The organism is Vreelandella stevensii S18214 (assembly GCF_000275725.1).
Classification (GTDB): domain Bacteria; phylum Pseudomonadota; class Gammaproteobacteria; order Pseudomonadales; family Halomonadaceae; genus Vreelandella; species Vreelandella stevensii.
This window is the reverse complement of record NZ_AJTS01000036.1, coordinates 35,754-60,171: the sequence shown is the minus strand read 5'-3', so window position 1 is coordinate 60,171 and position 24,418 is coordinate 35,754. Positions and strand designations below refer to the sequence as shown.

The following is a 24,418-nucleotide window of genomic DNA, read 5'->3' as shown; positions in this document are numbered from 1 at the left end:
AACGGACCGCCGAACGGCAGGAGCAAGCGATGAGCCAATATTTCCAGATTCACCCCGAGAACCCGCAAAAACGGCTGATCGATCAGGCCACCGAGATCATTCGAAAAGGGGGCGTGGTGGCGTACCCCACGGATTCCGGCTATGCGCTGGGCTGCCACCTGGGCGAAAAGAAGGCCATCGAGAAGATCAAATGGCTGCGCTCGCTGGACGACAAGCACAACTTCACCCTGATGTGTTCGGACCTTTCCGAGATCGGTACCTACGCCAAGGTAGACAACGCCGTGTTCCGGCTGCTGAAAGCCCACACGCCGGGGCCTTACACCTACATTCTGGATGCCACCACGGAAGTGCCGCGCCTGCTGCTGCACCCCAAGCGCCGCTCGATAGGGGTGCGCGTGCCGGACCATCGGATTACCCACGCCTTGCTGGAAGCGCTGGGTGAGCCGCTGATGAGCGTGACGCTGATTCCGGTGGGGGAAACGCTGCCCATGAGCGACCCGGAAGAGATCCGCGAGCGCTTTGGGGCACATCTGGATCTGATCATCGACGGCGGCGCTTGCCACCTGGACCCGACCAGCGTCATCGACCTGCGCGAACTGCCGCCGACCATCGTGCGTGAAGGGCGCGGCGACACCACGCCTTTCCAGTAGCGTTTCACTCGTTCTCTTTCACAAGCCCTTTTTCCAGCTGGCCATGACGCCAGCGCCTCCCGGCGCTGGCGTTATTGTTGGGGGGCTTCCTCGGGCGGTTCTTCCTTGGGCTTGCGCGGGTCTTCGCTCTCTTCGTCCAGCCAGGTGCCGCAGCGCAGGCAGTAGCGTGCGCGCTTTTCGTGACGGTCGTGGCCGCAGCCGGGGCAGGCTTCTTCCGAGTAGCGGTCTTCGCGGATGGAGCGGATCACCTGGGCCGAGAATACCCCGGTGGGCACGGCAATGATCGAGTAACCAATCAGCATCAGGATGACGGTGATGGCCTTGCCCAGTGGGGTGGCGGGCACGATGTCGCCATAGCCCACCGTGGTCATGCTGACGATGGCCCAGTAAATGGAGATCGGGATGCTGGTGAAACCTGCCTCGTCGGACTCGATGGTGTACATCAGCGCGGCAAACAGCGTCACCAGCATCAGAATGCTGAAAAAGAACAGCAAAATCTGGCGCAGGCTGCGCTTCAGGGCATCCAGCAGCAGCCGTGCTTCGCCGACGAACTCCATCAGGCGCAGGATGCGGAAAATGCGCAGCACGCGCAGAATCCGCACGATCACCAGCGCATGGGCGCCGGGCAACAGCAGCACCAGCCAGGTGGGGATGATCGCAATCACATCGACCACCCCGTAAAAGCTCTTGAGGTAGACGGTGGGCCGTTCCAGGCAGTAAAGGCGCACCAGCAGCTCAAGGCTGAACAGCAGCGTGAACATCCACTCCATGTAGAAAAACAGCGTGTCATAGCGCTGGGCGTACTGCTCTACGCTGCCCAGCAGAATCACCGCCACGCTCAGCAGGATGGCGATGATCAAGGCGATATCGAACGCTTTGGCCCCCGGGGTATCCGACTCGAAAATCACGTGGAATAACCGCGTGCGCAATCCTTCGGCACCGGGGCTGAGGTCAAAGCTCATGGTTTCGTCCTGAAATAAGCGGCCAAGGGGGATGCGTTTCAGCGTAGCGCGGTTTGCTGACCAAGGCGACGGGCCAGCGTCAACGCTGCAACGCCGTACGCCGCCGTGGGCTGGCCGGTGGAGCCCAGCTCGGCCGTCAGCGTGATGGCCTCGCGCTGTGCGGCGTCATCCAGCGTTGGGTGCTGGGCCAGTTCACTCAGCGCCTGTTGGGCCGCCGCCAGGTGCTCGGGGTGGCCACTGTCATGGAAGGCATCCAGCGCCACGGTGGCGCGGTGCAGCCATGCGCTGGGGGTGCTGGCTTCGGGCAGCGTCCACTGCTGCTGGCCCAGGGCATTGCCTCGGGCGGCCTTGCTGCTGTCGGAAGGGCGCAGTGCTACCTGCTCTGCCAGTGCCAGGGCCAACCCCCATAGCGCATCGGCGCTGCCCTCTTTCAGCTCCAATTCGACCTCGCCAATAGGGGCGCGGGCGCTACCCGCCACGATCTCCCCTTCGTCCACCACCAGCTCGATGGCGCTGCCTTGCCATGCCAACTGCCAGGTACGGCGGTGGAAATCGGTGCTCAGCGTGGGTTGCAGCGCCGCTATCTGCTCGGCCAACGGCCCTTGAAACGGCGGCAGCTTGGCCAGCCCGGCCTGGTCGAGAGCGTGCTCGTCCAGCGGCCACTCCCACTCTTCACGACGCGATAGCCCGCCGCCGCCCTGGCCTGCGGTCTTGACCGTTTGCAGCACGCGCTGGCCCAGTCGGCGCAGCCGAACGGCGACCCGGCCAGCGGCCAGATGGCCCTGGGGAGTATCGAAATAGGTGTTGGTCAAGGCCTGCTGCTGGGGCGGCTCTGCCAAGAGCGGATGGGCCAGCAGCGCGTCGAGCGCGCCGGGCCCCAGGGCCAGTTTCAGTTCGACTTCCTGAGGGGCCGCCGGATGAGGGTGTTGGGTCATGACGCTTCCTGCCAAGTGGTCTATGTTGCGTATTGATGACGGTTAAATGAACTTTTTATGACGAAGCCGAGCGCACTCTTTATACTGTCGCCCGCCATTTCCAGGCTCCCCGAAAACAGGCTAAAGGCTCTATGGTAACCTCCAACCCTTTTTCCGCGATGTTTGGCCGCTCGCCATTCCAGCCGCTGCTGGCCCACATCGTCAAGGCCAATGAATGCGCCGACCTCCTCCTGCCGTTCTTCGAAGCGACCCTTGCCGGTGACTGGGACGCCGCCGCCGAGCTGCGCGAGCAGGTGACCACTCTGGAGCACGAAGCCGACACCCTCAAGACCGAGCTGCGGCTCAACCTGCCCAACAGCATGTTTCTGCCGGTCTCGCGCTCGGACCTGCTCGATTTGATCAGCGTACAGGACAAGATCGCCAACAAGGTGCGTGACATTACCGGCATCATGCTGGGCCGTAAAATGCGCGTGCCCGACGAGCTGGCCGATTTGATGCGCGAGTACATGGCCACCAGTGTGGCCTGCGTGGCCCAGGCGCGCCAAGCGTTGGAAGAGTTGAAGGACCTGCTGGAGTCCGGCTTTGGGCGCAACGTCTCGGACGTGATGCAGAACATGATCCGCGAGCTGCACGTGCTGGAGCACCAGGCCGATGATCAGCAGGTGGCGATTCGCCGCCGTCTTTTCGAGCTGGAAAGCCAGCTTCCCCCCGTGGATGTGATCTTTCTATACAAGATCATCGACTGGGTCGGCGAAGTCTCCGACCGCGCCGAACGCGTGGGCAGCCGCCTGCAGATCCTGACCGCACGCTAAGGGGCTCCCATGCAGATTATTGTCCAGCACGGCGACATCTTTATCATTCTGGCCTGCCTGTTTGGCTTCTTCATGGCCTGGGGGGTGGGTGCCAACGACGTGGCGAACGCCATGGGCACCTCGGTGGGATCGAAAGCGATCACCATCAAGCAAGCCATCATCATTGCGGTCATTTTCGAGTTTCTGGGGGCCTGGCTGGCCGGGGGCGAAGTCACCGCCACCATCCGTGGCGGCATGCTGGACCCGGTACTGCTGGAAGCCAACCCGCAGCTGCTGGTATACGGTATGCTTTCGGCCCTGCTGGCGGCGGCTATCTGGCTGATGATTGCCTCGGCCCGAGGCTGGCCGGTATCGACCACCCACTCGATCGTGGGTGCCATCGTGGGCTTTGGTGCCGTGGGCCTGGGCGTGGAAGCCGTGGCCTGGAGCCGCGTGGGCACCATTGCTTCCAGCTGGGTCGTCTCGCCGCTGCTGGCGGGCACCATCGGCTTCGTGCTGTTCAAGTCGGTGCAGTACCTGATTTTCGAGAACAAGGACCCGTTTGCCGCCGCCAAGCGCTACGTGCCGGGCTATGTGTTCCTGGTAGGCTTCATCGTTTCCATGGTCACCCTCACCAAGGGGTTGACCCACGTGGGCCTCGACCTGAGCTTTGGCCAGAGCTTCCTGCTGTCGATGCTGATCGGCATCGTGATCATGGGCGTCGGGGTGGTCATGCAGCGGCGTATCAAGTACGTGCAGAGCGCCAGCGACCACTTCGGCTATGCCAACGTGGAACGGGTATTCGGCGTGCTGATGATCTTCACTGCCTGTGCCATGGCGTTTGCCCACGGCTCCAACGACGTGGCCAACGCCGTTGGCCCGCTGGCGGCGGTGATCAGCGTGGTACGCAGTGACGGCGTGATCGACAGTGCCGCGCTGGTGCCCTGGTGGGTACTGGTGCTGGGTGGGGGCGGCATCGTGTTTGGCCTGGTGACCTACGGCCATAAAGTGATTGCCACCGTGGGCACCGGCATTACCGAACTGACCCCCAGCCGTGGCTTTGCCGCCACGCTGGCGGCAGCCACCACTGTGGTGCTGGCCTCGGGCACCGGGCTGCCTATCTCGACCACCCACACGCTGGTGGGGGCGATCCTCGGCGTGGGCCTGGCCCGCGGCATGGCGGCGCTGAACCTGCGGGTGATCGGCACCATCGTCATGTCCTGGCTGATTACCCTGCCCGCCGGGGCGGGGTTGGCCATCGTGTTCTTCTTCATGTTCAAGGGCATGTTCGGCTGATACTCCTCTCCCCAGGCTAACGCTTGGCGGGTATACGGCGGCACCTTCGGCAGCCGGTCTCGACAGGAGATCGCTGTAATAGAAGGTGCCGCTGTTTTTTATGCTCTGTTAAAGTAAGCGTGGTTACTTTCATTCACCTGCTGCCGGAGAGCGGCCCTTGGACACACGTTTCCCCTTTGTCGACTGGTTTCGTAATGCCTCCCCGTACATCAATGCCCACCGGGGGCGAACCTTTGTCATCCTGATTGAAGGCGAAGCCATGGCGTCGGGCCGAGGAGAGCAGCTGATTCAGGACCTGGCCTTGCTGCACACCCTGGGCGTGCGCCTGGTGGTGGTATTCGGCATTCGCCCCCAGGTGCATGAAGCGTTGACGGCCGCCGGTGTGGAACCCACTCGGGTGGATGGCCGCTGGGTCGCCGACCGCGCCGTGATGGCCCATGTGGAGCAGGTAGCGGCGCATCAGCGGCTCTGGCTGGAAGCGCGGCTCTCGTTGGGGCTGCCCAGCACGCCGCTGCACGGCGTGGAGCTGAGCGTGATTTCCGGCAATCTGGTCACCGCCAAGCCGCTGGGCGTGCGCGAAGGCGTAGACTTCGATCACAGTGGAGAGGTGCGCCGGGTGCGCGCCAGCGCCATCGAAGGGCTGTTGGAGAAGGGCTCGCTGGTGCTGCTGCCGCCGCTGGGGTTCTCCAGCACCGGAGAAGTGTTCGACCTGGACGCCTCGGAAGTGGCTCAGCACGCCGCCGTGGCGCTCAAGGCAGACAAGCTGATTCTGCTTGGTGAATCCGAAGGCCTGGAAGACGAGCAGGGTGCGCTGTTGCGCCAGCTTTCACCTTTCGAAGCCGAACCGCGCTTGCAGCAGGCCGCGCCCGGCAGCGAGCTGGCGCGCCATCTTAATGCCGCCTGCACCGCCGCCCGGGAAGGCGTGGCCCGCACACATCTGCTCTCCTGGCGCAACCATGATGCGCTGCTGGGGGAGCTGTTCACCCGCGACGGTGTGGGTACCATGATCACCCAGCACCGCTACGAGCAGCTTCGCCCGGCCACGCTCAATGACGTGGCGGGCCTGCTGGAGCTGCTGGAACCTCTGGAGCGGCGCGGCATGCTGGTGGCCCGCTCCCGGGAGCGTCTGGAGCATGAAATCGACGACTACATGGTCATCGAGCGCGACGGCATGGTGATCGGCTGTGCGGCGCTGCACGTCTTCCCCGAGACCACCGTGGGCGAGCTGGCCTGCGTGGCCGTGCATGGCAACTACCGGGGCGGCGAGCGCGGCGAGCGACTGGTCGAAGCCCTTGAACGACGCGCCCGCCAGCGAGGGCTTTCCGATATGTTCGTGCTCACCACCCATACCGCCCACTGGTTCGTGGAGCGCGGCTTCCGCGCCGCCAGCTTGGAAGACCTGCCCCCCCTCAAACGCGAGGCCTACAACCACGCCCGTAAATCCAAGGTGCTGGTGAAGAATCTGGCGGGTTAGTATTGGAGTGAGGAGTGAGGAGTGAGGAGTGAGGAGTGAGGGGTGAAGAGACAGTAGCAGTATCGTAGCGCGTGGTAACGAGCGCAGCGAGGCACCCGCGAAGGGGCGGCGAGGAGCCGCCCCGGAAGGCTGCTCAGGTATTCAGAATCACGCCACCGTTCAGGTGCAGCGTTTGGCCGCTCATGTAGGATGACTCTTCACAGGCCAGGTACACGTAGGCCGGGCCGATTTCACTGGGCTGTCCGGCGCGTTTCATCGGCACCTGATTGCCGAACTCCGCGACTTTCTCTTCATCGAAGCTGGCCGGAATCAGTGGTGTCCAGATGGGGCCGGGAGCCACGGCGTTGACACGGATGCCTCGGTCTATCAGCGACATGGCCAGCGAGCGTATCAGCCCCTGAATGGCGCCCTTGGTGGCGGTGTAGTCGATCAGCGTGTCATTGCCCTTGAAGGCATTGATGGAGGAGGTGGCGATGATAGTGTCGCCTTCGCTCAGGTGGGGCAGCGCCGCTTTGGTCAGATAGAAGTGGCTGAACACGTTGGTCTGGAAGGTGCGCTGCAGCTGGTCGTCCGGGATATCGGTGATGTCGTCCCAGTCGTACTGCTCGGCTGCGTTATGGATCACGATATTGATCTTGCCGAACTCCTGCCGGGTGCGGTTGACGATTTCTCGGCAGAAGCTGGGCGCGGCCACATCGCCTTTCAGCACCAGGCAGCGGCGGCCTTCGGCCTCTACCAGCCGCTTGGTCTCTTCGGCGTCGCGGCTCTCCTTGAGGTGCACGATCACACTGTCGGCCCCTTCACGGGCGTAATGCACCGCAATGGCTCGGCCTATGCCGCTGTCGCCACCGGTGATGATCGCCACTTTATCCAACAACTTCTCGGCACCGCGATAGCTGTCGCGAATGTACTCGGGCTCTGGGCGCATGGCATGCTCATCGCCCGGCTGTTTTTGCTGATGCTGTGGGGGTTGCTGTTGGTCGCTCATGTGCGGTCACTCCTTTTTAGGCACAGACACGTAACTCCTTCCATGAAGGCAAGTACACACGACGCTGCGGTGAGCGCTACCACCCGCATCCTGGGGTGCAGAGCGCTCCAGCGCCGTGCTTACAACGTAGACCAAAGGCGCAGGCCGGGGCAAATGCCAGAGCAGGCCAATCACTCCCAATAGCGATAATTAATAAATGCTATTTAAACACTGCATGAGTGGGTCCTAAACGGGCCGGGAAGGGGGTAACTTGCTGCTTTGGAAAGAGAAGCCTGAAAACCAGGCAGGCCATTGCACGGCTCTGCGGTGCGGCCTTCATGGCAAGCGGGTGGGGAGCGGCTATAGTGAGGGAGGCAACACACACCACCAAGGATCAGGAGGTAGCATGTCCCCGGATAAACACGACCAGAAGCCAGAGCAGAAAAAAGACCAGCGCGACGATCATTACGACGACGCCAACCCGATGCCGGATACCCATCACGTCAATCCTTCCCCGGATGAGTCATCGGACAAAAAGTAATCACCAGTGCGGCGCTATTTCTGATAGCGCCGTTTTACTTCCACGTTCAAACGCCCTTCACCCAGCTTCAACTTGAGCAGCTGGCCCGGCTGAGTATCCTGGGCGCGGCGCACGATCTGGCCTTGTTCGTCCTGGGCGATGGCATAGCCACGGCCTAGTACCGCCAGCGGGCTGACCGCGTTGAGTGCCCGGGCGGCGCTGTGCAGGCGTGCCTGGCGCGCTTCCAGCTGGCGCTGCATGGCGCTGGCCAGGCGGCGTTGCAGGCGTTCGATGCGTTCGCTTTCTGCCCGGTGCAGCCGGGCCATGTCCTGGCTGGCCAGCCGACGGCCGAGCTGGCCAAGCTGGCGCTGCTGTTGGCTCAGCGTGAACTGCATGGCGCGCGCTAGCCGCTGGGCGAGGGCTTGCAGGTGCTGGCGCTGATGGGCCAGCCGCTCTCCCGGGTGGCGGAGCCGAGCGCGCAGGGCGTCCAGCCGCTGGCTATCGCGCTCCAGGCGGGTTTGTAGGGCGCGCTGCAGGCGCTGTTCGGCTTGCCGAAGCTGGCGCTTGAGGGCGTGCTGGTCGGGCACCAGCCGCTCGGCGGCGGCGGAAGGGGTGGGGGCGCGCATGTCGGCGGCGAAATCCGCCAGGGTGACATCCACCTCATGGCCCACGGCAGACATCACCGGCAACCGGGAGTGGAAGATGGCCCGGGCCAAGTGCTCGTTGTTGAACGCCCACAGGTCTTCCAGGCTGCCGCCGCCTCGGGTGATCAGCACCGCATCCTGGGCGGGGTCGAGCCGCGTCTGGCGGTTGAGCAGCGCCAGGGCAGAGATCATCGCCGGGGCCGCTTCTGCGCCCTGTACCGGCACGGGAATCAGCGTCACATCGGCCAATGGCCAGCGCGCTGCCAGCACCGCCAGCACATCGCGGATGGCGGCGCCGCTGGCGGAGCTCAGAATCAGCAGCTTGCGGGGCGGAAAGGGCAGGGGGCGGGCGTTGGCAAATACCCCTTCGCCTTCCAGCTGCGCCTTCAGGCGCTCGTAGGCTGCCAGCAGTTCGCCCAGCCCCGCGGCCTGCACGGCGTCGGCGATCAGCTGGTAATCGCCGCGGGGTTCGAACAGCGAGACCCGGCCGCGCAGCTTGACCTGGTCGCCATCGCGCATGGGGGCCGATACGAACCGCGCCCGCTGGCGAAACAGCGCGCAGCGCACCTGGGCGCGGTCATCTTTCAGCGTGAAGTAGATATGCCCGGACGCCGGGCGCGACACGTTGGAAAGCTCGCCTTCCACCCATACATCGCCCAGGTCGCTCTCCAGCGCCTTGCGCGCCTTGAGGTTGAGTTGACTGACCGATAGCAGGGGGGCGTTGGGAGCGCTCATGGGAGTTTCCAGTCGCGGGTGAAAGCGGGGATGCGGCCGCTCATTAGACAATACGTGCAGGGCGCACAGCAATGGCCTTGACGGGCTCTCTGGCGTACCATGCGCGCGGAAGGCGGCGCTGCAAGATAAACGTCATCAAAGTGTCACAAAACCATGCTAGGGTGCCCGCCGACACAAAAGTGTCACGAAAGCGTCACATTAGATGTTCACCAACAGGGCAGATTGCTCATGTCGAATCTCGGACCTTCACAAGATCGTCCTGCGCTGGCTCGCCAAGCGCCTCACGAAGTGCCCGCCTGGCTAAGAGGTATCTACGCTGGCTTGTGCTTGTATCTGTTCCTGGCTGCTCTGAACGTTCTGGGTGCGGGGTTAGGCACCTTCGGCAGCGACAGCGACTTTTTGACCCGCGCCTTCGCCTATGGCCAGAACCCCTTCATCGCCTTGATGGCGGGCGTGCTGGTCACCATGATCGTGCAGAGCTCCTCGTTCACCTCGGCGCTGATCGTGACCCTGGTGGCCAGTGGCGAAATGACCCTGGGCACGGCGGTGTTCGCCATCATGGGGGCCAACATCGGCACGGCCGTCACGGGCGTCATCGTGGCACTGGCCAACGTGCGCATCAAGCGTAACTTCCGCCGCTCGTTTACCGCGGCGCTGATGCACGACCTGTTCAACATCCTCACGGTGCTGCTGATCTTCCCGGTGGAGTGGCTGACCGGCATGTTCCACGAGCGCGGCTACGGCATCTTCACCCGTTTGGCGGCCTGGCTGGCGGACCTGATTGGCCTGGAAGAAGTCGCCCGCCCCAACAGCCCTATCAAGATCATTACCGCCCCGGTGGTAGATGCCGCCAACTGGCTGGGCGCGGTGCTGATGCCCACCACCGCCGCCGCTGGGCTGATGGTGGCTGGCATCGGCCTGCTGCTGATGTTCACTGCCCTGGTGTTCATGGTGCAGAACCTGCGCGGCGCGCTGCTGCGCCATATGGATGGCCTGTTCCGTACCTACTTCTTCCGTACCGATGCGCGGGCCTACGGCGTGGGCGTGGTCTCGACCGTGCTGGTGCAGTCCAGCTCGATCACCAGCAGCCTGATGGTGCCGCTGGCGGGGGCCGGGGTGGTGCGCCTGCGCCGCGTGCTGCCGTTCATGATGGGGGCCAACCTGGGCACCACCGTGACCAGCGTACTGGCGGCGACCGCCAACCCGATTGCGGCGGCGATGACGGTGGCGCTGTTTCACGTTATCTTCAATCTTACCGGCACCGCGATCTGGTGGCCGCTGCGGGTCATTCCGCTGCGTATTGCCACCTGGTATGGACGCCTGGCAGGGCAGCACATTCGCTATGCGTTCCTGTTCCTGATCGGTGTGTTCCTGATCGTGCCGCTGGTGGGCATCACGCTGACCGAATTCTTTATCCGCCTGCGCTAAGCGCGGCCAGTTGAGAGGTTTCCCCATGTTCAAACAGCTTTTTAGTGCGCTTACCTCGGAAACCAGCATCGACCAGGCCTACGCGGACCTGACCCAAATGCTGGAGCATGGCGCCTGGATGTTCTCACGGGCCAACGAGGTGCTGTACAGCACCGTGGCCGCCGAGGACGTACGCACGCCCCTGTACGAGCGCGATGTGGCGGTCAACGAGCTGGAACGCTCGATTCGCCGCAAGGTGCTGCGCCACCTGACCGTCAACCCCGGCCACGACGTGGCCATTTGCCTGGCGCTGATGAGCGTGGCCAAGGACGCCGAGCGTATCGGCGACTACTGCAAGAACGTCTTCGAAGTAGGCGCGTTCTACACCGAAGGCTTCCATGTAGACCGTTACCAGAAGCCCCTGGACAGCATCGCCGAGCGCTTGCGAGGGCTGTTCAGCGAGCTGATTGCGGCCACGCGCAACTCCGACGAGCAAAAGGCCCACGGCATCATCACCGCCACCCGGGAGATTCGTCACATCAGCGACGAGCTGATCGAATCCCTGCTGCGGGAAGAAGACAGCATCGAGTTCCACGAAGCCGTGGCCTACTCGCTGCTGGCGCGCCACTACAAGCGCGTGGCCTCGCACCTGGCCAACATCGCCACGGCGGTGACGGGCCGCCTGGAAGACCTCGACTTCCCCAGCGAAGCCGACGACCGCGCGCTGGACTAAACCGCCCGCGCCACACCGTAGTGGGCTTCGCCCAGGCCAACGCAGAGGGCCACCTTCAGCAGATCATCGCAGGATGGTTTGCTGGGGTGGCCCTCGAAACGTTATAATGGGCGATTAACCTTTCACGCCCCATCTTCCCACTTTACATTGGGTGTTGCCGCTATGCTACGTATGGCCCAAGAAGCGCTTACGTTCGATGACGTACTTCTCGTTCCTGGCTTCTCCGACATTCTGCCCAAGGATGTCAGCCTCAAAACCCGCCTGACTCGTAACCTCTCGCTGAATATTCCCCTGCTGTCTGCCGCCATGGACACCGTGACCGAAGCACGACTGGCAATTGCAATGGCCCAGGAAGGCGGCATCGGCATCATCCACAAGAACATGACCATGGCCCAGCAGGCCGCGGAAGTGCGCAAGGTGAAGAAGCACGAAAGCGTGATCGTCAAAGACCCGGTCACCGTGAGCCCCAAGGCCAAGCTGGAAGACCTGCTGGCCATGGCCCGCGAATACGGCTTCTCCGGCTTCCCGGTGGTAGAAGGCGAAACCCTGGTGGGCATCGTCACCGAGCGTGACATGCGCTTCCAGCCCAACGTGGGCGACAGCGTGGCCGACATCATGACGCCCCGCGAGCGCCTGGTCACCGTGCCGGAAGGCACCGAGCTTGAAGTCAGCAAGGCCAAGATGCGCGAACACCGCATCGAAAAAATGCTCATCGTCGATGACGCTTTCCACCTGCGCGGCCTGGTCACCTTCCAGGATATCGAAAAAGCCCGCACCTACCCCATGGCCGCCAAAGACAGCGATGGCCGCCTGCTGGTAGGCGCGGCGGTGGGCACCGGCCCTGAAACCCCTGACCGCGTAGCGGCCCTGGCCGAAGCAGGCGTCGATGTGGTCATCGTCGACACCGCCCACGGTCACTCCAAGGGCGTCATCGACCGCGTGCGCTGGATCAAGGAACACTTCCCGCAGATTCAAGTGATCGGCGGCAACATCGCCACCGCCGCCGCCGCCACCGCGCTGGCCGAAGCGGGTGCCGATGCCGTGAAAGTGGGCATTGGCCCCGGCTCCATCTGCACCACACGTATCGTGGCTGGCGTGGGCGTGCCGCAGATCACCGCTGTTTCCAACGTGGCCGAAGCGCTGAAGCCCTTCGACATTCCGCTGATTGCCGACGGCGGCGTGCGCTTCTCGGGCGATTTGGCCAAGGCCATTGCCGCTGGCGCAAGCGCCGTGATGGTAGGTGGCCTGCTGGCCGGTACCGAAGAAGCACCGGGCGAAGTGGAGCTGTACCAGGGCCGTACCTACAAGGCCTACCGTGGCATGGGCTCCATGGGTGCCATGTCGCAGAGCCAGGGCAGCGCCGACCGCTACTTCCAGGACAAGGACGCCGGTGCCGAGAAGCTGGTGCCGGAAGGCATCGAAGGCCGCGTACCCTACAAGGGCATGATGAGCGCCATCGTTCACCAGCTGATGGGCGGCCTGCGCGCCTCCATGGGTTACACCGGCTGCCGCGACATTCAGGAAATGCGCACCAAGCCCGAGTTCGTACAGATTACCGGCGCTGGCTTCAACGAGTCTCACGTTCACGACGTGCAGATCACCAAGGAAGCACCCAACTACCGGGTGAGCTAACCAGCGCAGTTAGTGACATGGCGGCGGGCATTGCCCCGCCGTCTGCTTTTTAGCCAATGCGGGTATTCCGCGTTATAGAGGCTTCGCCATGAGTGACATTCACGCCCACAAGATTCTGATTCTCGACTTCGGCTCCCAGTACACCCAGCTGATCGCCCGCCGGGTTCGCGAGATCGGCGTATTCTCTGAAATCCGTGCCTTCGACATCACCGAAGAAGAGATCCGCGAATACAACCCCAACGGCATCATCCTGGCCGGTGGCCCGGAATCCGTCACCGAGCTGGACTCCCCCCGCGCCCCCGAGTGCGTGTTCGACATGGGCCTGCCAGTGTTTGGTATCTGCTACGGCATGCAAACCATGGCCGAGCAGCTGGGCGGCAAGGTGGAAGGCTCCAACCAGCGCGAGTTCGGCTACGCCCAGATCCGTCTGGACGCCGAAACTGCCCTGTTCAAGGACATCAAGGACCACGTAGACCCGGCCACCGGCAACGCCCTGCTGGACGTGTGGATGAGCCACGGTGACAAGGTCGCCAAGGCCCCGGACACCTTCACCGTGACCGCCTCTACCCCGAGCTGCCCGATTGCCGCCATGGCCTGGGAAGAGAAGCAGTTCTACGGCGTACAGTTCCACCCGGAAGTGACCCACACCCTGCAAGGCCAGCGGATTCTCGAGCACTTCGTGTTGGATATCTGTAAAGCCGAAAAACTGTGGACCCCCGCCCAAATCATCGAAGACCAGGTACAGCGCGTACGCGAGCAAGTCGGCGACCGCCACGTACTGCTGGGCCTTTCCGGCGGCGTAGACTCCTCCGTGGTGGCCGCGCTGCTGCACAAGGCGATTGGCGATCAGCTCACCTGCGTATTCGTCGATAACGGCCTGCTGCGCAAGAACGAAGGCGACCAGGTCATGGAAACCTTCGCCAAGCACATGGGCGTGAAAGTGATCCGCGTGGACGCCGAAGAGCTGTTCCTGGAGAAGCTGCACGGCGAAAAAGACCCGGAAGCCAAGCGCAAGATCATCGGCAACACCTTCATCGACGTGTTCGATGACGAAGCCAGCAAGATCGAAGGCGTGGAATTCCTGGCCCAGGGCACCATCTACCCGGACGTGATCGAATCCGCCGCCTCCAAAACCGGCAAGGCGCATGTGATCAAATCCCACCACAACGTGGGCGGCCTGCCGGAAACCATGAAGCTCAAGCTGGTCGAGCCGCTGCGCGAACTGTTCAAGGACGAAGTGCGCAAACTCGGCCTGGAACTCGGCCTGCCTTACGACATGGTCTACCGCCACCCGTTCCCCGGCCCCGGCCTGGGCGTGCGCATTCTGGGTGAAGTGAAGAAAGAGTACGCCGACATCCTGCGCGATGCCGACGCCATCTACATCGAAGAACTGCGCGCCGCCGGTTGGTACGAAAAAACCAGCCAAGCCTTCGCCGTGTTCCTGCCGGTGAAATCCGTTGGCGTGGTCGGCGACGGCCGCCGCTACGAATGGGTCATCGCGCTCCGCGCCGTCGAAACCATCGACTTCATGACCGCCCGCTGGGCCCACCTGCCCTACGAGCTGCTGGAGAAGGTCTCCAACCGTATTATCAATGAGTTGGAAGGCGTGTCGCGGGTGACCTATGATGTGAGCAGTAAGCCGCCCGCTACGATTGAGTGGGAGTGATCCTACGTCCAATTAGGGTAATGGTTAGCTAGACTCAACAAGGCCGCTCAACGATTGAGCGGCCTTGTTGTATGATTCGCATATACCTAAGGGCCGGAATATTCCGCTCGAAAACTTCATTGAGCAGTTCCTCAGTGTTCAAGAGGTGGTGAATCGAGTCAAACGAGAGTTCGGCTCAAAGGTCTGTCTCGACCTCGTCATCAAGGACACCGACCACACAAATCAGCACTGGGAATCGGATATCGATTCGATTGATCCATTCCTGCCCGAGCGCTACACTCATGAACAGCTGAAAAGCCTATTATCAGGCGAGGATGAGTCATGAAAGATAAAGTGTCGAAATCTACCCCGTTGACGCATTTTGCGCGTCATGCGAGCGCTGAGCAGAAGCAAGCCGTGCGTAATAAGGTCATCCATAACGCCATCGCTCGTCAGAAGCGTGTTCTCGACCAGGCTAAAGAGCTGAATTGCTAGCTTAGCGGTTGATCAGTCGCATTTCCTTGGCCCGCCGATGAGCGGGCTTTCTGTATTGGTGCTGCGGTTATTCTATGAATATAGGGTCTAAGGTCTATTCAGCAAAGAACACGTTGAGTACATGGTCCAAATGGACTTCCATCGCTCGCCGCGCCGTCTCGGGATCGCGCTCTTCTATGGCCCTGACAATGCGCTCATGGTCGCCTTGAGAGCGTCGTGGCATATCGGTTTCCATGAAAAGCTCCTGTAGTCGCCGGAACATCACCCCATATTGGTGGCCAAGGAGGTGTTTTATCAAAAGTGCGTAAGCGGCATTCCCCGAGGCTTCGGCGATTCGTATATGTAGAAGGCGGTCACCGGCCGCATTACCTCCACCATGGGAGTTATCGTAGACGTTACGCTCAAAAGCGGCACGGATAGCCTTCAGGTCATTTTCAGTGGCATTCATCGCCGCTAGGGCAGCATTTTCTGGTTCGAGGTAACGGCGCGCTTGAAGCAGAGAGAAGGGAGGAATTTCCTCATTAAGATTAATCTCGATCTCGGACTCGAACTCCGGGTCGATGGCCCAAGCTTCTTTGTTGACTGCGGCTTGCATCACTGAACCTTTAGCGGGGGTGTAGGGCTCGAGGATCACTACGCCATGCCCAACACGTACCTCCACCTGTCCTACAACCTCGAGAGCGATTAGTGCCTCACGCACAGAGGCGCGGCTTACCCCCAGCGATTGTGCGAGTTCCCGCTCTGGGGGTAACAGCGTTCCCGGGGGGAATTCCCCATCAATGATCAGTTGCTGGAGTTGGTCGGCGATCTGGCGATACAGGCGCTGCGAGCGAATCGTTTGAATCGGCATGAGGGCATTTCCCACTGTTGTTTGGACCCGTTCTGGTCTGAGCTACGGCCTAAGCGGCTCTAATGCTTTTGCGACTAAAGTTCATCAGAAAAGTCTGTGTAACATGCTGCTCAGGCATTGCTTAGTGTCTCTAGCCATCACATACTGAATCAATGGTCAGGCCATTGGGTGTCTGGATGTTTAACTTATTGCATGTTCCCATGATTCGCAGAGGTACGCTACTGCATGAGACTCAAAAACAAGACTGCTCTGGTGACGGCAGCCGCCAATGGTATCGGGCGTGCTTCCGTAGAGCGATTTGTTGCGGAAGGAGCTAAGGTGATTGCCACTGATATCGACACGACTTCATTGGAGGGTCTGAATGGAGTAGAGGTGCGTTACTTGGATGTTACCGATGTGGCGGCGATTCAACGCTTGGCCGCTGATCTGCCAGCCCTTGATGTGCTATTCAATTGCGCCGGTATAGTGCCAAGTGGGAGTGTATTGCAATGCGACGACGCCACTTGGCAGCGTAGCTTTGCTCTCAATGTTACCTCTATGTACCACACCATCCAGAGCTTTCTACCTGCGATGCTGAATGGCGGCGGGGGAAGCATCATCAACATGGCCTCTTTGGCATCAAGCCTCAAGGGCGTGCCTAACCGATTTGCGTATGGGACTACCAAAGCAGCGGTGATTGGCCTTACCAAAGCGGTTGCCGCTGATTTCATGACCCATGGTATTCGGTGTAATGCCATTTGTCCTGGGACGGTGGACTCTCCATCACTGCGTCAACGCATTGAGGCTCAGGCTAGGCAGGAAGGGCTCAGTACTACCGAAGTGCTGGAGGCCTTCATCGCTCGGCAGCCCATGGGACGGCTGGGTCGACCCGAAGAAGTCGCGGCCCTTGCCACTTTCCTTGCTTGCGACGAGTCTTCCTTCATTACCGGTACTGCCCAGTTGATTGACGGTGGCTGGGCCAACTGATTCTTTTTCTTATTAGGAGATTATTTCATCATGAAACTGCTGAGATTCGGCCCTGCGGGGCAAGAGAAGCCTGGTCTGCTTGATGGCGAAGGCATCGTGCGTGATCTGTCTGGAGTCATCGATGATCTTGCCGGTAAGGAGTTAGGGGATGAGGAGCTGCAGCGTTTGCGCAGATTGGACCCTGCTAGCTTACCTGCAGTGGCTCCTGACTCGCGTATAGGGCCTTGTGTAGGACGAGTAGGAAAGTTTATCTGTATTGGCCTGAACTATTCCGATCACGCTGCGGAAACCGGCGCTGAGGTTCCGCCGGAGCCGGTGATCTTTAACAAGTGGACCAGCGCCATTTGCGGCCCGAATGATGATGTGGAAATTCCACGAGGCTCAAAGAAAACTGATTGGGAAGTAGAGCTTGGTGTGGTGATCGGTCAGGGCGGACGCTATATCGCTGAGAAGGATGCCTTGAACCACGTTGCAGGTTATTGCGTGATCAATGATGTCTCCGAACGGGAGTTTCAGCTTGAGCGAAGTGGCACCTGGGACAAGGGTAAGGGATGCGACACCTTCGGCCCTATGGGCCCGTGGCTTGTGACACGCGACGAGGTTTCGGATCCACACGAATTAGATCTCTGGCTGGAGGTGGACGGGCGGCGCTACCAGAACGGCAGCACCCGCACTATGGTTTATCGTATCCCTTTCCTGATCAGTTACCTGAGCCGCTTCATGAGCCTTCAGCCCGGTGATGTAATCTCCACTGGCACCCCGCCCGGTGTGGGTATGGGACAGACGCCGCCAACCTATCTACGTCCAGGGCAGCACATGCGCTTGGGCATCGTGGGGCTAGGCGAGCAATCCCAGCGTGTGGTGCAAGCCTGAGGACCTGCTTACTTCGACCTATGTATAGCCCTTGGCCCTCTGATAATGCTTGAGTCAGGTCTCTAAGTGGGGCATCTTTTGTCCTAAAGGCCTGACCACTAGATCAAAAAACCTGTCAGACCTTTTGCGCTATGCCGTACCGCGTCTGATCTAAAGGAACCCGACATGCACGTTCTCGTCTGTAAAAAGCCTCATCAGCTAGAGCTCAGGAAGGCACCGATGCCAACCTGTGGTCCGGGTGAGGCGCTGGTCAGGATTCGCCGCGTTGGCGTCTGTGGCACTGACGTCCACGCCTACGGCGGAAACCAGCCCTACTTCGATTATCCTCGGGTGCTCGGCCACGAACTATCTGGGGAAGTGGTCGCCGTCGGTGAGGCCGAGCAGCATGCTCTGGTAGGTCAGAACGCCTACGTCATCCCCTACTTACACTGCGGAAATTGCCGTGCCTGCCGCAGTGGCAAGACTAACTGCTGCCAACACATGCAGGTAATTGGCGTACATCGCGACGGCGGCATGGCCGACTATCTGGTGGTGCCGATTGAACATCTGGTGGCCTCAGCCACGCTCAACCTCGATCAGCTGGCGTTGATAGAGTGCATGGCCATTGGTGCCCATGCAGTGCGCCGCAGCGGTATCGTGGCAGGTGAATTGGCGGTCGTCGTCGGCGCAGGCCCCATCGGCATGGGGGTTCTTCAGTTCGCCCGTAGTCGTGGGGCGCGCACTTTAGTAGTGGATACCAATCCCAAGCGCTTGGCGTTCTGCCGGGATAAGCTGGGCGCTGACGCAGTGGCACACGCCGTGGATGAGGATGTGGTAGCGCGCATCGAAGCCCTCAACGAGGGTGCGCTGGCTGAGGTGGTATTCGATGCCACCGGCAACCCCCGAGCAATGAACCGCGGTTTTGATTTCACTGGCCATGGTGGTCGTTATGTGCTGGTCAGCGTGGTCAAGGCTGATATTGAGTTTCACGACCCTGATTTCCATAAGAAAGAGCTATCGTTGCTGGGCAGCCGCAACGCCACCCGGGAGGATTTCGAGACGGTTGCGCGCCTAATGGAGACTGGCGAGCTGCAGGCCGAGGCGATGATCACACATCGCGGCGCTTTGGGCGAAATGCCCGAACTGATGCCTCGATGGTGCGATCCAGCCAGTGGTGTCATCAAAGGCATGATTACCCTCGACAACACTGGGGAGGTGCAGCCATGAGTAACTTGATCACGCGCCAAGCAGCGCAGCTGAGCCTTCGTGTTCATGCCTTGGACAACGTGCGAGTTGCCCTTACTGACCTGCCCGCTGGCACCGTCATCGAAGCTGACGGTCACAATCTCACCCTGCCAGCGGCAGTGCGACACAAGCATAAGTTCGCCTTGTCACCCTTGGCAGTGGGTGATTTGGTTATCATGTACGGCGTTACCGTAGGGCGCGTTACCCAGCCCATCGTGGCGGGTGAGGCGATCACGACTGAGAACCTTGAGCATTCCACCGCCAATGCTCGTCCTCAAGGGCGCTACGATAGCTGGCAGCAGCCCGATGTATGCATCTTCCAGGGACTGACGTTCGACGGCTATCATCGTTCCGACGGTCGCGTCGGGACCGCCAATCACTGGCTAGTAGTGCCGTTGGTTTTCTGTGAAAACCGAAACATTGAGGTGCTGCGCCAGTGCGTAACCGATGCCTTGGGCGACGACCCCTACCGTGACTACAAACACTTGGCTCGTCAGCTGCTACACGGAGAGGTGGAGGAGCTGCAGGTGATGCCGCCCGGAGAGCGACTTTTTCCCAATGTGGATGGAGTGCGCTTCTTGACTCATCACTTGGGCTGTGGCGGCACCGATGGTGATGCCGAGACGCTGTGTCGTCTGCTGGCCGGGTATATATGCCATCCCAATGTGGCTGGTGCTACGGTGCTGAGTTTGGGGTGCCAGAAAGCGCAGATTGCCATGCTTCAGTCGGCCATCGCCGAGCGGGACCCCCAAGGGCTGAAGCCGGTCGAATATTTCGAGCAACAGCGCAGTGAAAGTGAGGCGTCACTAATCCGTGAGGCTCTGGTCGCGATTTTCGCGGGCCTGAAGCTGGCTAACCAAGTGACGCGTCAGCCAGCACCGCTTTCGGAGCTGATACTTGGCGTCGAATGCGGTGGTTCGGATGGTTTCTCCGGGCTTTCCGCAAACCCTTTAGTGGGCGCGGTGGTTGATCGACTGGTGGCCTTGGGTGGCAGCGGCATTCTCAGTGAATTTCCTGAGCTCTGCGGTGTTGAGCATGAGCTGCTGGCCCGCTGCCGCGATGAGCAAACCGGCCAGCGTTTCCAGCAGTTGATGGACGCCTATCAGCGCCATGCCGCGGCAGTGGGCGCGCATTTTTCCATGAACCCGTCGCCTGGCAATGTGAGTGACGGCTTGATCACTGATGCCATGAAGTCGGCTGGGGCGGCCAAAAAAGGTGGCGATAGCCCAGTGGTTGACGTGCTCGATTACACTGAACCTGCCACCCGCAAGGGTCTCAACTTGCTCTGTACGCCGGGTAACGACGTCGAATCCACCACTGGCTTGGTAGGCTCAGGCGCTAATCTAGTGCTTTTCACCACTGGTCTTGGGACGCCTACAGGCAACCCCGTGGCGCCGGTGGTGAAGATATCGAGCAACAGCGAGCTGGCAGACCGCATGCGGGATATCATTGATTTTGACGCCGGCCCAATCATCCGTGGTGAGGCGGAGATCGGCGAGCTTGCTGATGAACTACTCAGATTGTGCATCGAGGTGGCCTCCGGGCGCCACGTACCAAACGCCGTGCGCTTGTCCCAGCTTGACTTCATTCCTTGGAAGCGTGGGGTATCGCTGTGAGCTTCGCCCTCGACCAAGCTGAGATCGTGCAGTTCGGCACCAGCCGCTTTCTACTTGGACATGTTACCGCCTTCGTCGGCGAGTCGCTGGCTGCGGGGCGCAGCCAGCACGCCATTCTGGTAGTGCAAACCTCAAGCCGCCCGGAGGGCAAGGCTAAGGCGCGTGCTTTGGCCGAGCATCGCCACTATCCGCTGCAAGTGCGTGGCCTGCGCGACGGTGTCGCCGTGGATACGCAGAGGAAAGTTGAGAGTATCGCTGGATGCCTGATTGCTGAAGAGCATTGGCTGACGCTGGAGCAGCACTTCGTCGAGACTGCGCGCTGGGTGGTCTCCAACACTGGCGACAGCGGCTACCACGTGGCTGACGACACCAGCCTGGCCGAACTGCCGAAGAGCTTTCCTGGAAAACTGGCCAAGTTACTCTACGCCCGCTACCAGGCAGGACGCGATGGGCTGACCCTGCTGCCCTGCGAGCTGATCAGTGGTAACGGCCAAGTGCTCAAGGAGACCGTCATGAAGTTAGCCCAACTTGATCATGCCGATTCCGACTTCGAGGCTTGGCTAGACGAGCGCTGCCTGTGGATCGATACCTTGGTAGATCGTATTGTCTCAGCGGCTATCGAGCCCGTTGGAGCCGTGGCCGAACCTTATGCTCTCTGGGCAATACAGGACAAACCTGGCCTAGTCTTGCCCTGCCAGCACCCTGACGTACAGGTGGTCGAGTCGTTGTCCCCTTACGAGCTTCGTAAGCTGCACATCCTTAACCTGGCCCACAGCTATTTGGTGGATCAATGGCACCACTTGGGGTTGGTCTCACGTGTCTCATTCGTGCGCGAAGCCATGCAGGAGCCGGTGCTACGTGAGGGCTTGCTCCGACTCCTTGATGAGGAGGTGCTGCCAGTGCTGGAGCGGGAGCTGCCGGCTCTCGATTTGCAGGCCTATCGTGATGACACCCTGGAACGTTTCAGTAATCCATATCTCGATCACCGACTGGCCGATATCGCTCAGAACCATCAACAGAAGGTTCAGCGCCGTCTACAACCGGTATCAGAAATGGCACGGCGACATGGATTAGTAACGTCTCGTCTCGAGGCGGCCATTAGCCGAGCTGCACCAACTGTTGGGTGATCATGCCCAACCACTAGACCACAATAACTCTAATGAGGAACTCTACATGCGTCTGAACAAACTCTCACTATTTATCACTGCCGCCTCTGTGGTCGGCATGGGTCTGACCAGCACCGTGCAAGCGGAGACCGTCATCCGAGTCGCCTACGGCAATCAGCCTGGTGAGCCTGTGGATGTCGCTGTCAATCAATGGGCTGAGTGGGTCAGCGAGGCCAGTAATGGTGAACTCGATCTGCGTCCCTTCCCGGCCAGCCAGCTGGGCTCTGAGACTGAAGTGATGGAGCAGGCCAGATTCGGTTCGGCGATCATCTCCATCACCGCCTATAGCAACTTCCTAGACTCGGTGCCGGATCTGGCAGTGCTGGACGCTCCCTACCTAGGTGAAGATTTCGAGTCCAAACTGAAGGTCTTTGACTCTGAGTGGTTTGCCGACCAGCTTGAGCAGGTGCACTCCTCCGGTTATCACATTGTTATCCCTAACACCATTTATGGTGTACGCCATCTGCTGTCACGAAATCCGGTCAACCATCCTGATGACCTAAGTGGTGTGCGAATCCGGGTCCAGAACTCCCAAATGTATGTCGAGGCAATCCGCGCTATGGGGGCTACGCCAACACCAATGTCACTAGGTGATGTGTATCCAGCCCTAGCACAGGGCATGGTGGATGGTGTCGAAAACCCTGCTGCCGTGCTGCATGGAGGCAAATTCCACGAAGTGGTCAAACACCTCAACCTGACAGCTCACATGCATACCGTAGCCCCCTTCGTCACTGGCCTGACCTTCTGGAAACAGCTTAGCGAGGAACACCAGCAGATTCTCACCGAGACTGGTCAGCAGATGGCTGAGTATCTGGGTGAGCTGGTTGCAGTAGAGAGTGAAGAGGCTTTGGAGCGACTGCGCAGTGAGGGGGTAGAAGTGCACGAGGTAGACACTCAGCCGTTCCGCGAACGCGCTGCTGAGCAAATCCCTGTCGCTTTCCCGCAGTGGAGCGACGGCCTTTACGAAAGCGTCTACGAGCTCATCAATGGCTGAGCATCCCAGTGAATGACAGGCTCCCCGGCGTCGCCGGGGGGCGTCTTGCAAGGAGCTCTCTATGAAGAGGGTCTTTTCTTGGCTTGACCGGATCATGCGCTTGGACGAGGTGGTGGCAACCGCTGCCATATTCGCATTGTTCTTGGTCGCCATAAGCAACATATTCATGCGTTACTTGTTTAATGCACCCTTGGCCTGGACGGAGGAGGTGCTTCAGCTGTTGCTGGTATGGGCCACCTTCCTAGGGACCAGTGCCTTAGTGCGACGGAAGGAGCACGTATTTATTAGTTTTCTCACCGATAAGTTGCCCCCCAGGTTGGCGCGTTGGAACGAATGGATCTTTAGCCTCGGCGTGATCTTGATAAGCGCTTTGGTAATGCTTTACTGGGGCATTCAGCTGCTCGGTTTTTCCGGGTTTCGCAGCACACCGATGCTGCAAATTCCTTACTACTGGATTCATGTGGCGATCCCCGTCAGCGCTGTGGTTATGATCTACCACTGTGTGGCGAGGATAGTGCTGCGCCGCTAAGCAATAGAGGTTTCCCTTATGGCTGTTGGTGTTGCAATCGGCGCCCTGTTCCTGCTCTTCTTCTTGGGAACGCCCGTCGCTTTCGCCCTGTTTTTCTCGACTTTCCTGTATTTCTTCGTTGGTGCAGATCAGCCAACCATAATGCTGATCCAGCGTCTAGCCGGAGGGCTGGAGTCTATCTCACTGTTGGCCATACCCTTCTTTATCATGGCTGGCGTGTTCATGAACCACTCCGGAATCACCGAGCGCTTGCTAAGGCTGGCCGAACTGCTGACGCGTCGCATGCATGGTGGGTTGGCGCAGTCAAATGTACTGCTTAGTACCTTTATGGGGGGCCTCTCCGGTTCGAACATTGCCGATGCGGCGATGAACTCCAAACTATTAGTGCCTAGCATGACTGAGAAGGGCTATCCCAAAGCCTTTTCCAGTGCAATCACTGCATCATCATCGCTAGTCACCTCGACCATTCCTCCTGGCATTGCACTGATCGTCTATGGCTATGTGAACAACGTTTCCATCGGTCGACTTTTTTTAGCTGGCGTGGTGCCGGGCTTCCTGATGGCGCTTTGTCTGATGGCCTTAGTCTCTTGGAAGTGTCGTCGGCATGGCTATCAGCCTCCACAACGGATCAAGCTGCCGCGCAGCGAATGGATCAGCGTGACTCGTGCTGGCATCATAGCTTTGCTGCTGCCACTGGTCGTCATCGGGGGTATCCGCATCGGCGTCTTTACACCGACTGAGGCGGGCGCCATAGCGGTTCTCTATGCCCTGATCGTTGGTATGTTTGTCTATCGGCAGATGACACCGCGTATCGTCGCTCTGGCCACCAACGAGTCGTTGATTGCATCGGTCAACGTACTCTTCATCATTGCTGTGGCCTCTGGGTTTGCACGCTTCCTAACTTGGGAGCAGATTCCCCAAGAGATTGCCATGCTGCTCTCTTCTCAGGTGGGTACGGCCATCGCATTTTTGCTTTTGGCTAATTTTATTTTACTTGTCTTGGGGATGTTCCTAGAGGGAAATGCCATCCTAATCGTGCTCTCACCGCTGCTGGCACCGGTGGCGGCCCAGTTCGGCATTGATCCGGTTCATTTCGGCATCATCTTCATTCTCAATGCTGCTATTGGCACGATTACACCTCCCTTGGGGACAGTGATGTTCACCACTTGCAGCATCACTGGTGTCAAGGTACCGGAGTTCATACGTGCCGTGCTGCCCTTCTGGCTGGTAATGGTCGGCGTGCTGCTAATAGTCACCTTCGTGCCGGCGCTTTCTTTGGCGCTGCCTAATCTGATTTTCTAATTTCATGACTGG

General features: G+C 60.2%; 24 protein-coding genes. 19 read left to right on the top strand and 5 right to left on the bottom strand.

What is annotated here, in order from left to right; all coding sequences use genetic code 11:
* The first annotated feature begins 29 nt into the window (after positions 1-29).
* Positions 30-650, top strand: a complete 621-nt coding sequence (locus HSS18214_RS0108220; protein WP_016914813.1) for an L-threonylcarbamoyladenylate synthase — start codon at positions 30-32, stop codon at positions 648-650.
* A 71-nt stretch (positions 651-721) separates the two neighbouring features.
* Here the strand turns inward: HSS18214_RS0108220 and HSS18214_RS0108215 are convergent, their stop codons facing one another.
* Together HSS18214_RS0108215 and HSS18214_RS0108210 are read right to left on the bottom strand one after the other, a co-directional pair.
* Positions 722-1,612 carry an ion transporter gene (locus HSS18214_RS0108215; protein WP_016914812.1) on the bottom strand — a complete coding sequence of 297 codons (891 nt, stop codon included), beginning with the start codon at positions 1,610-1,612 and terminating at the stop codon, positions 722-724.
* Between the two features lie 38 nt (positions 1,613-1,650).
* Positions 1,651-2,547: a CYTH domain-containing protein gene (locus HSS18214_RS0108210; protein WP_016914811.1), complete on the bottom strand. Its 897-nt coding sequence runs from the start codon at positions 2,545-2,547 to the stop codon at positions 1,651-1,653.
* Positions 2,548-2,678: 131 nt separating this feature from the next.
* Here HSS18214_RS0108210 and HSS18214_RS0108205 point away from each other — a divergent pair, with 131 nt between their 5' ends.
* From HSS18214_RS0108205 to argA, 3 genes are all read left to right on the top strand, one after another.
* Positions 2,679-3,359, top strand: coding sequence for a TIGR00153 family protein (locus tag HSS18214_RS0108205; protein ID WP_016914810.1), 681 nt, complete (start codon positions 2,679-2,681; stop codon positions 3,357-3,359).
* Positions 3,360-3,368: 9 nt separating this feature from the next.
* The gene (locus HSS18214_RS0108200) at positions 3,369-4,634 is read left to right on the top strand and encodes an inorganic phosphate transporter (protein ID WP_016914809.1); all 1,266 of its coding nucleotides are present in this window, start codon (positions 3,369-3,371) and stop codon (positions 4,632-4,634) included.
* Positions 4,635-4,791: 157 nt separating this feature from the next.
* On the top strand, positions 4,792-6,108 hold the full coding sequence (argA, locus tag HSS18214_RS0108195; RefSeq protein ID WP_016914808.1) for an amino-acid N-acetyltransferase: 1,317 nt from the start codon (positions 4,792-4,794) through the stop codon (positions 6,106-6,108).
* A 133-nt stretch (positions 6,109-6,241) separates the two neighbouring features.
* On the opposite strand, the gene HSS18214_RS0108190 is transcribed toward argA, so the two are convergent.
* Complete coding sequence (locus HSS18214_RS0108190; protein ID WP_016914807.1) at positions 6,242-7,096, bottom strand: SDR family oxidoreductase; 855 nt, start codon at positions 7,094-7,096, stop codon at positions 6,242-6,244.
* Positions 7,097-7,481: 385 nt separating this feature from the next.
* Here HSS18214_RS0108190 and HSS18214_RS19655 point away from each other — a divergent pair, with 385 nt between their 5' ends.
* A complete protein-coding gene (locus tag HSS18214_RS19655; protein WP_016914806.1) occupies positions 7,482-7,616 on the top strand; it encodes a hypothetical protein in 135 nt (44 codons plus the stop codon).
* A 14-nt stretch (positions 7,617-7,630) separates the two neighbouring features.
* Here the strand turns inward: HSS18214_RS19655 and xseA are convergent, their stop codons facing one another.
* Positions 7,631-8,974 carry an exodeoxyribonuclease VII large subunit gene (xseA, locus tag HSS18214_RS0108180; protein ID WP_016914805.1) on the bottom strand — a complete coding sequence of 448 codons (1,344 nt, stop codon included), beginning with the start codon at positions 8,972-8,974 and terminating at the stop codon, positions 7,631-7,633.
* Between the two features lie 228 nt (positions 8,975-9,202).
* On the opposite strand from xseA, the gene HSS18214_RS0108175 reads away from it, so the two are divergent.
* From HSS18214_RS0108175 to HSS18214_RS19245, 6 genes are all read left to right on the top strand, one after another.
* A complete protein-coding gene (locus tag HSS18214_RS0108175; RefSeq protein ID WP_050980299.1) occupies positions 9,203-10,402 on the top strand; it encodes a sodium:phosphate symporter in 1,200 nt (399 codons plus the stop codon).
* 25 nt (positions 10,403-10,427) lie between these two features.
* On the top strand, positions 10,428-11,114 hold the full coding sequence (locus HSS18214_RS0108170; RefSeq protein WP_016914803.1) for a phosphate signaling complex PhoU family protein: 687 nt from the start codon (positions 10,428-10,430) through the stop codon (positions 11,112-11,114).
* Between the two features lie 162 nt (positions 11,115-11,276).
* Positions 11,277-12,746, top strand: a complete 1,470-nt coding sequence (guaB, locus tag HSS18214_RS0108165; RefSeq protein ID WP_016914802.1) for an IMP dehydrogenase — start codon at positions 11,277-11,279, stop codon at positions 12,744-12,746.
* A gap of 88 nt (positions 12,747-12,834) precedes the next feature.
* Positions 12,835-14,412: a glutamine-hydrolyzing GMP synthase gene (gene guaA / locus HSS18214_RS0108160; RefSeq protein ID WP_016914801.1), complete on the top strand. Its 1,578-nt coding sequence runs from the start codon at positions 12,835-12,837 to the stop codon at positions 14,410-14,412.
* 64 nt (positions 14,413-14,476) lie between these two features.
* On the top strand, positions 14,477-14,737 hold the full coding sequence (locus tag HSS18214_RS0108155) for a hypothetical protein (RefSeq protein ID WP_016914800.1): 261 nt from the start codon (positions 14,477-14,479) through the stop codon (positions 14,735-14,737).
* Positions 14,734-14,886, top strand: a complete 153-nt coding sequence (locus HSS18214_RS19245; RefSeq protein ID WP_016914799.1) for a hypothetical protein — start codon at positions 14,734-14,736, stop codon at positions 14,884-14,886. The genes HSS18214_RS0108155 and HSS18214_RS19245 overlap by 4 nt, the downstream gene beginning before the upstream one ends.
* A 94-nt stretch (positions 14,887-14,980) precedes the next feature.
* Here HSS18214_RS19245 and HSS18214_RS0108145 read toward each other — a convergent pair whose 3' ends face one another.
* Entirely contained in the window at positions 14,981-15,736 is a 756-nt protein-coding gene (locus HSS18214_RS0108145) for a FadR/GntR family transcriptional regulator (protein ID WP_016914798.1), read from the bottom strand.
* Positions 15,737-15,961: 225 nt separating this feature from the next.
* Between HSS18214_RS0108145 and HSS18214_RS0108140 the strand changes: the two genes are divergently transcribed.
* The 8 genes from HSS18214_RS0108140 to HSS18214_RS0108105 all read left to right on the top strand — a co-directional run bounded on the left by HSS18214_RS0108140 (position 15,962) and on the right by HSS18214_RS0108105 (position 24,406).
* Complete coding sequence (locus tag HSS18214_RS0108140) at positions 15,962-16,702, top strand: SDR family oxidoreductase (RefSeq protein WP_026001810.1); 741 nt, start codon at positions 15,962-15,964, stop codon at positions 16,700-16,702.
* A 30-nt stretch (positions 16,703-16,732) separates the two neighbouring features.
* On the top strand, positions 16,733-17,575 hold the full coding sequence (locus tag HSS18214_RS0108135; protein WP_016914796.1) for a fumarylacetoacetate hydrolase family protein: 843 nt from the start codon (positions 16,733-16,735) through the stop codon (positions 17,573-17,575).
* Between the two features lie 219 nt (positions 17,576-17,794).
* Positions 17,795-18,781: a zinc-binding alcohol dehydrogenase family protein gene (locus HSS18214_RS0108130; RefSeq protein ID WP_016914795.1), complete on the top strand. Its 987-nt coding sequence runs from the start codon at positions 17,795-17,797 to the stop codon at positions 18,779-18,781.
* On the top strand, positions 18,778-20,415 hold the full coding sequence (locus tag HSS18214_RS0108125; protein WP_016914794.1) for a UxaA family hydrolase: 1,638 nt from the start codon (positions 18,778-18,780) through the stop codon (positions 20,413-20,415). Before HSS18214_RS0108130 ends, HSS18214_RS0108125 begins: the two co-directional genes overlap by 4 nt.
* The gene (locus HSS18214_RS0108120) at positions 20,412-21,542 is read left to right on the top strand and encodes a mannitol dehydrogenase family protein (RefSeq protein WP_016914793.1); all 1,131 of its coding nucleotides are present in this window, start codon (positions 20,412-20,414) and stop codon (positions 21,540-21,542) included. The genes HSS18214_RS0108125 and HSS18214_RS0108120 overlap by 4 nt, the downstream gene beginning before the upstream one ends.
* Before the next feature lie 46 nt (positions 21,543-21,588).
* Positions 21,589-22,575, top strand: a complete 987-nt coding sequence (locus HSS18214_RS0108115; protein ID WP_016914792.1) for a C4-dicarboxylate TRAP transporter substrate-binding protein — start codon at positions 21,589-21,591, stop codon at positions 22,573-22,575.
* 61 nt (positions 22,576-22,636) lie between these two features.
* Complete coding sequence (locus HSS18214_RS0108110; protein WP_016914791.1) at positions 22,637-23,104, top strand: TRAP transporter small permease; 468 nt, start codon at positions 22,637-22,639, stop codon at positions 23,102-23,104.
* A gap of 18 nt (positions 23,105-23,122) precedes the next feature.
* Positions 23,123-24,406: a TRAP transporter large permease gene (locus HSS18214_RS0108105; protein ID WP_016914790.1), complete on the top strand. Its 1,284-nt coding sequence runs from the start codon at positions 23,123-23,125 to the stop codon at positions 24,404-24,406.
* Positions 24,407-24,418: the final 12 nt, after the last annotated feature.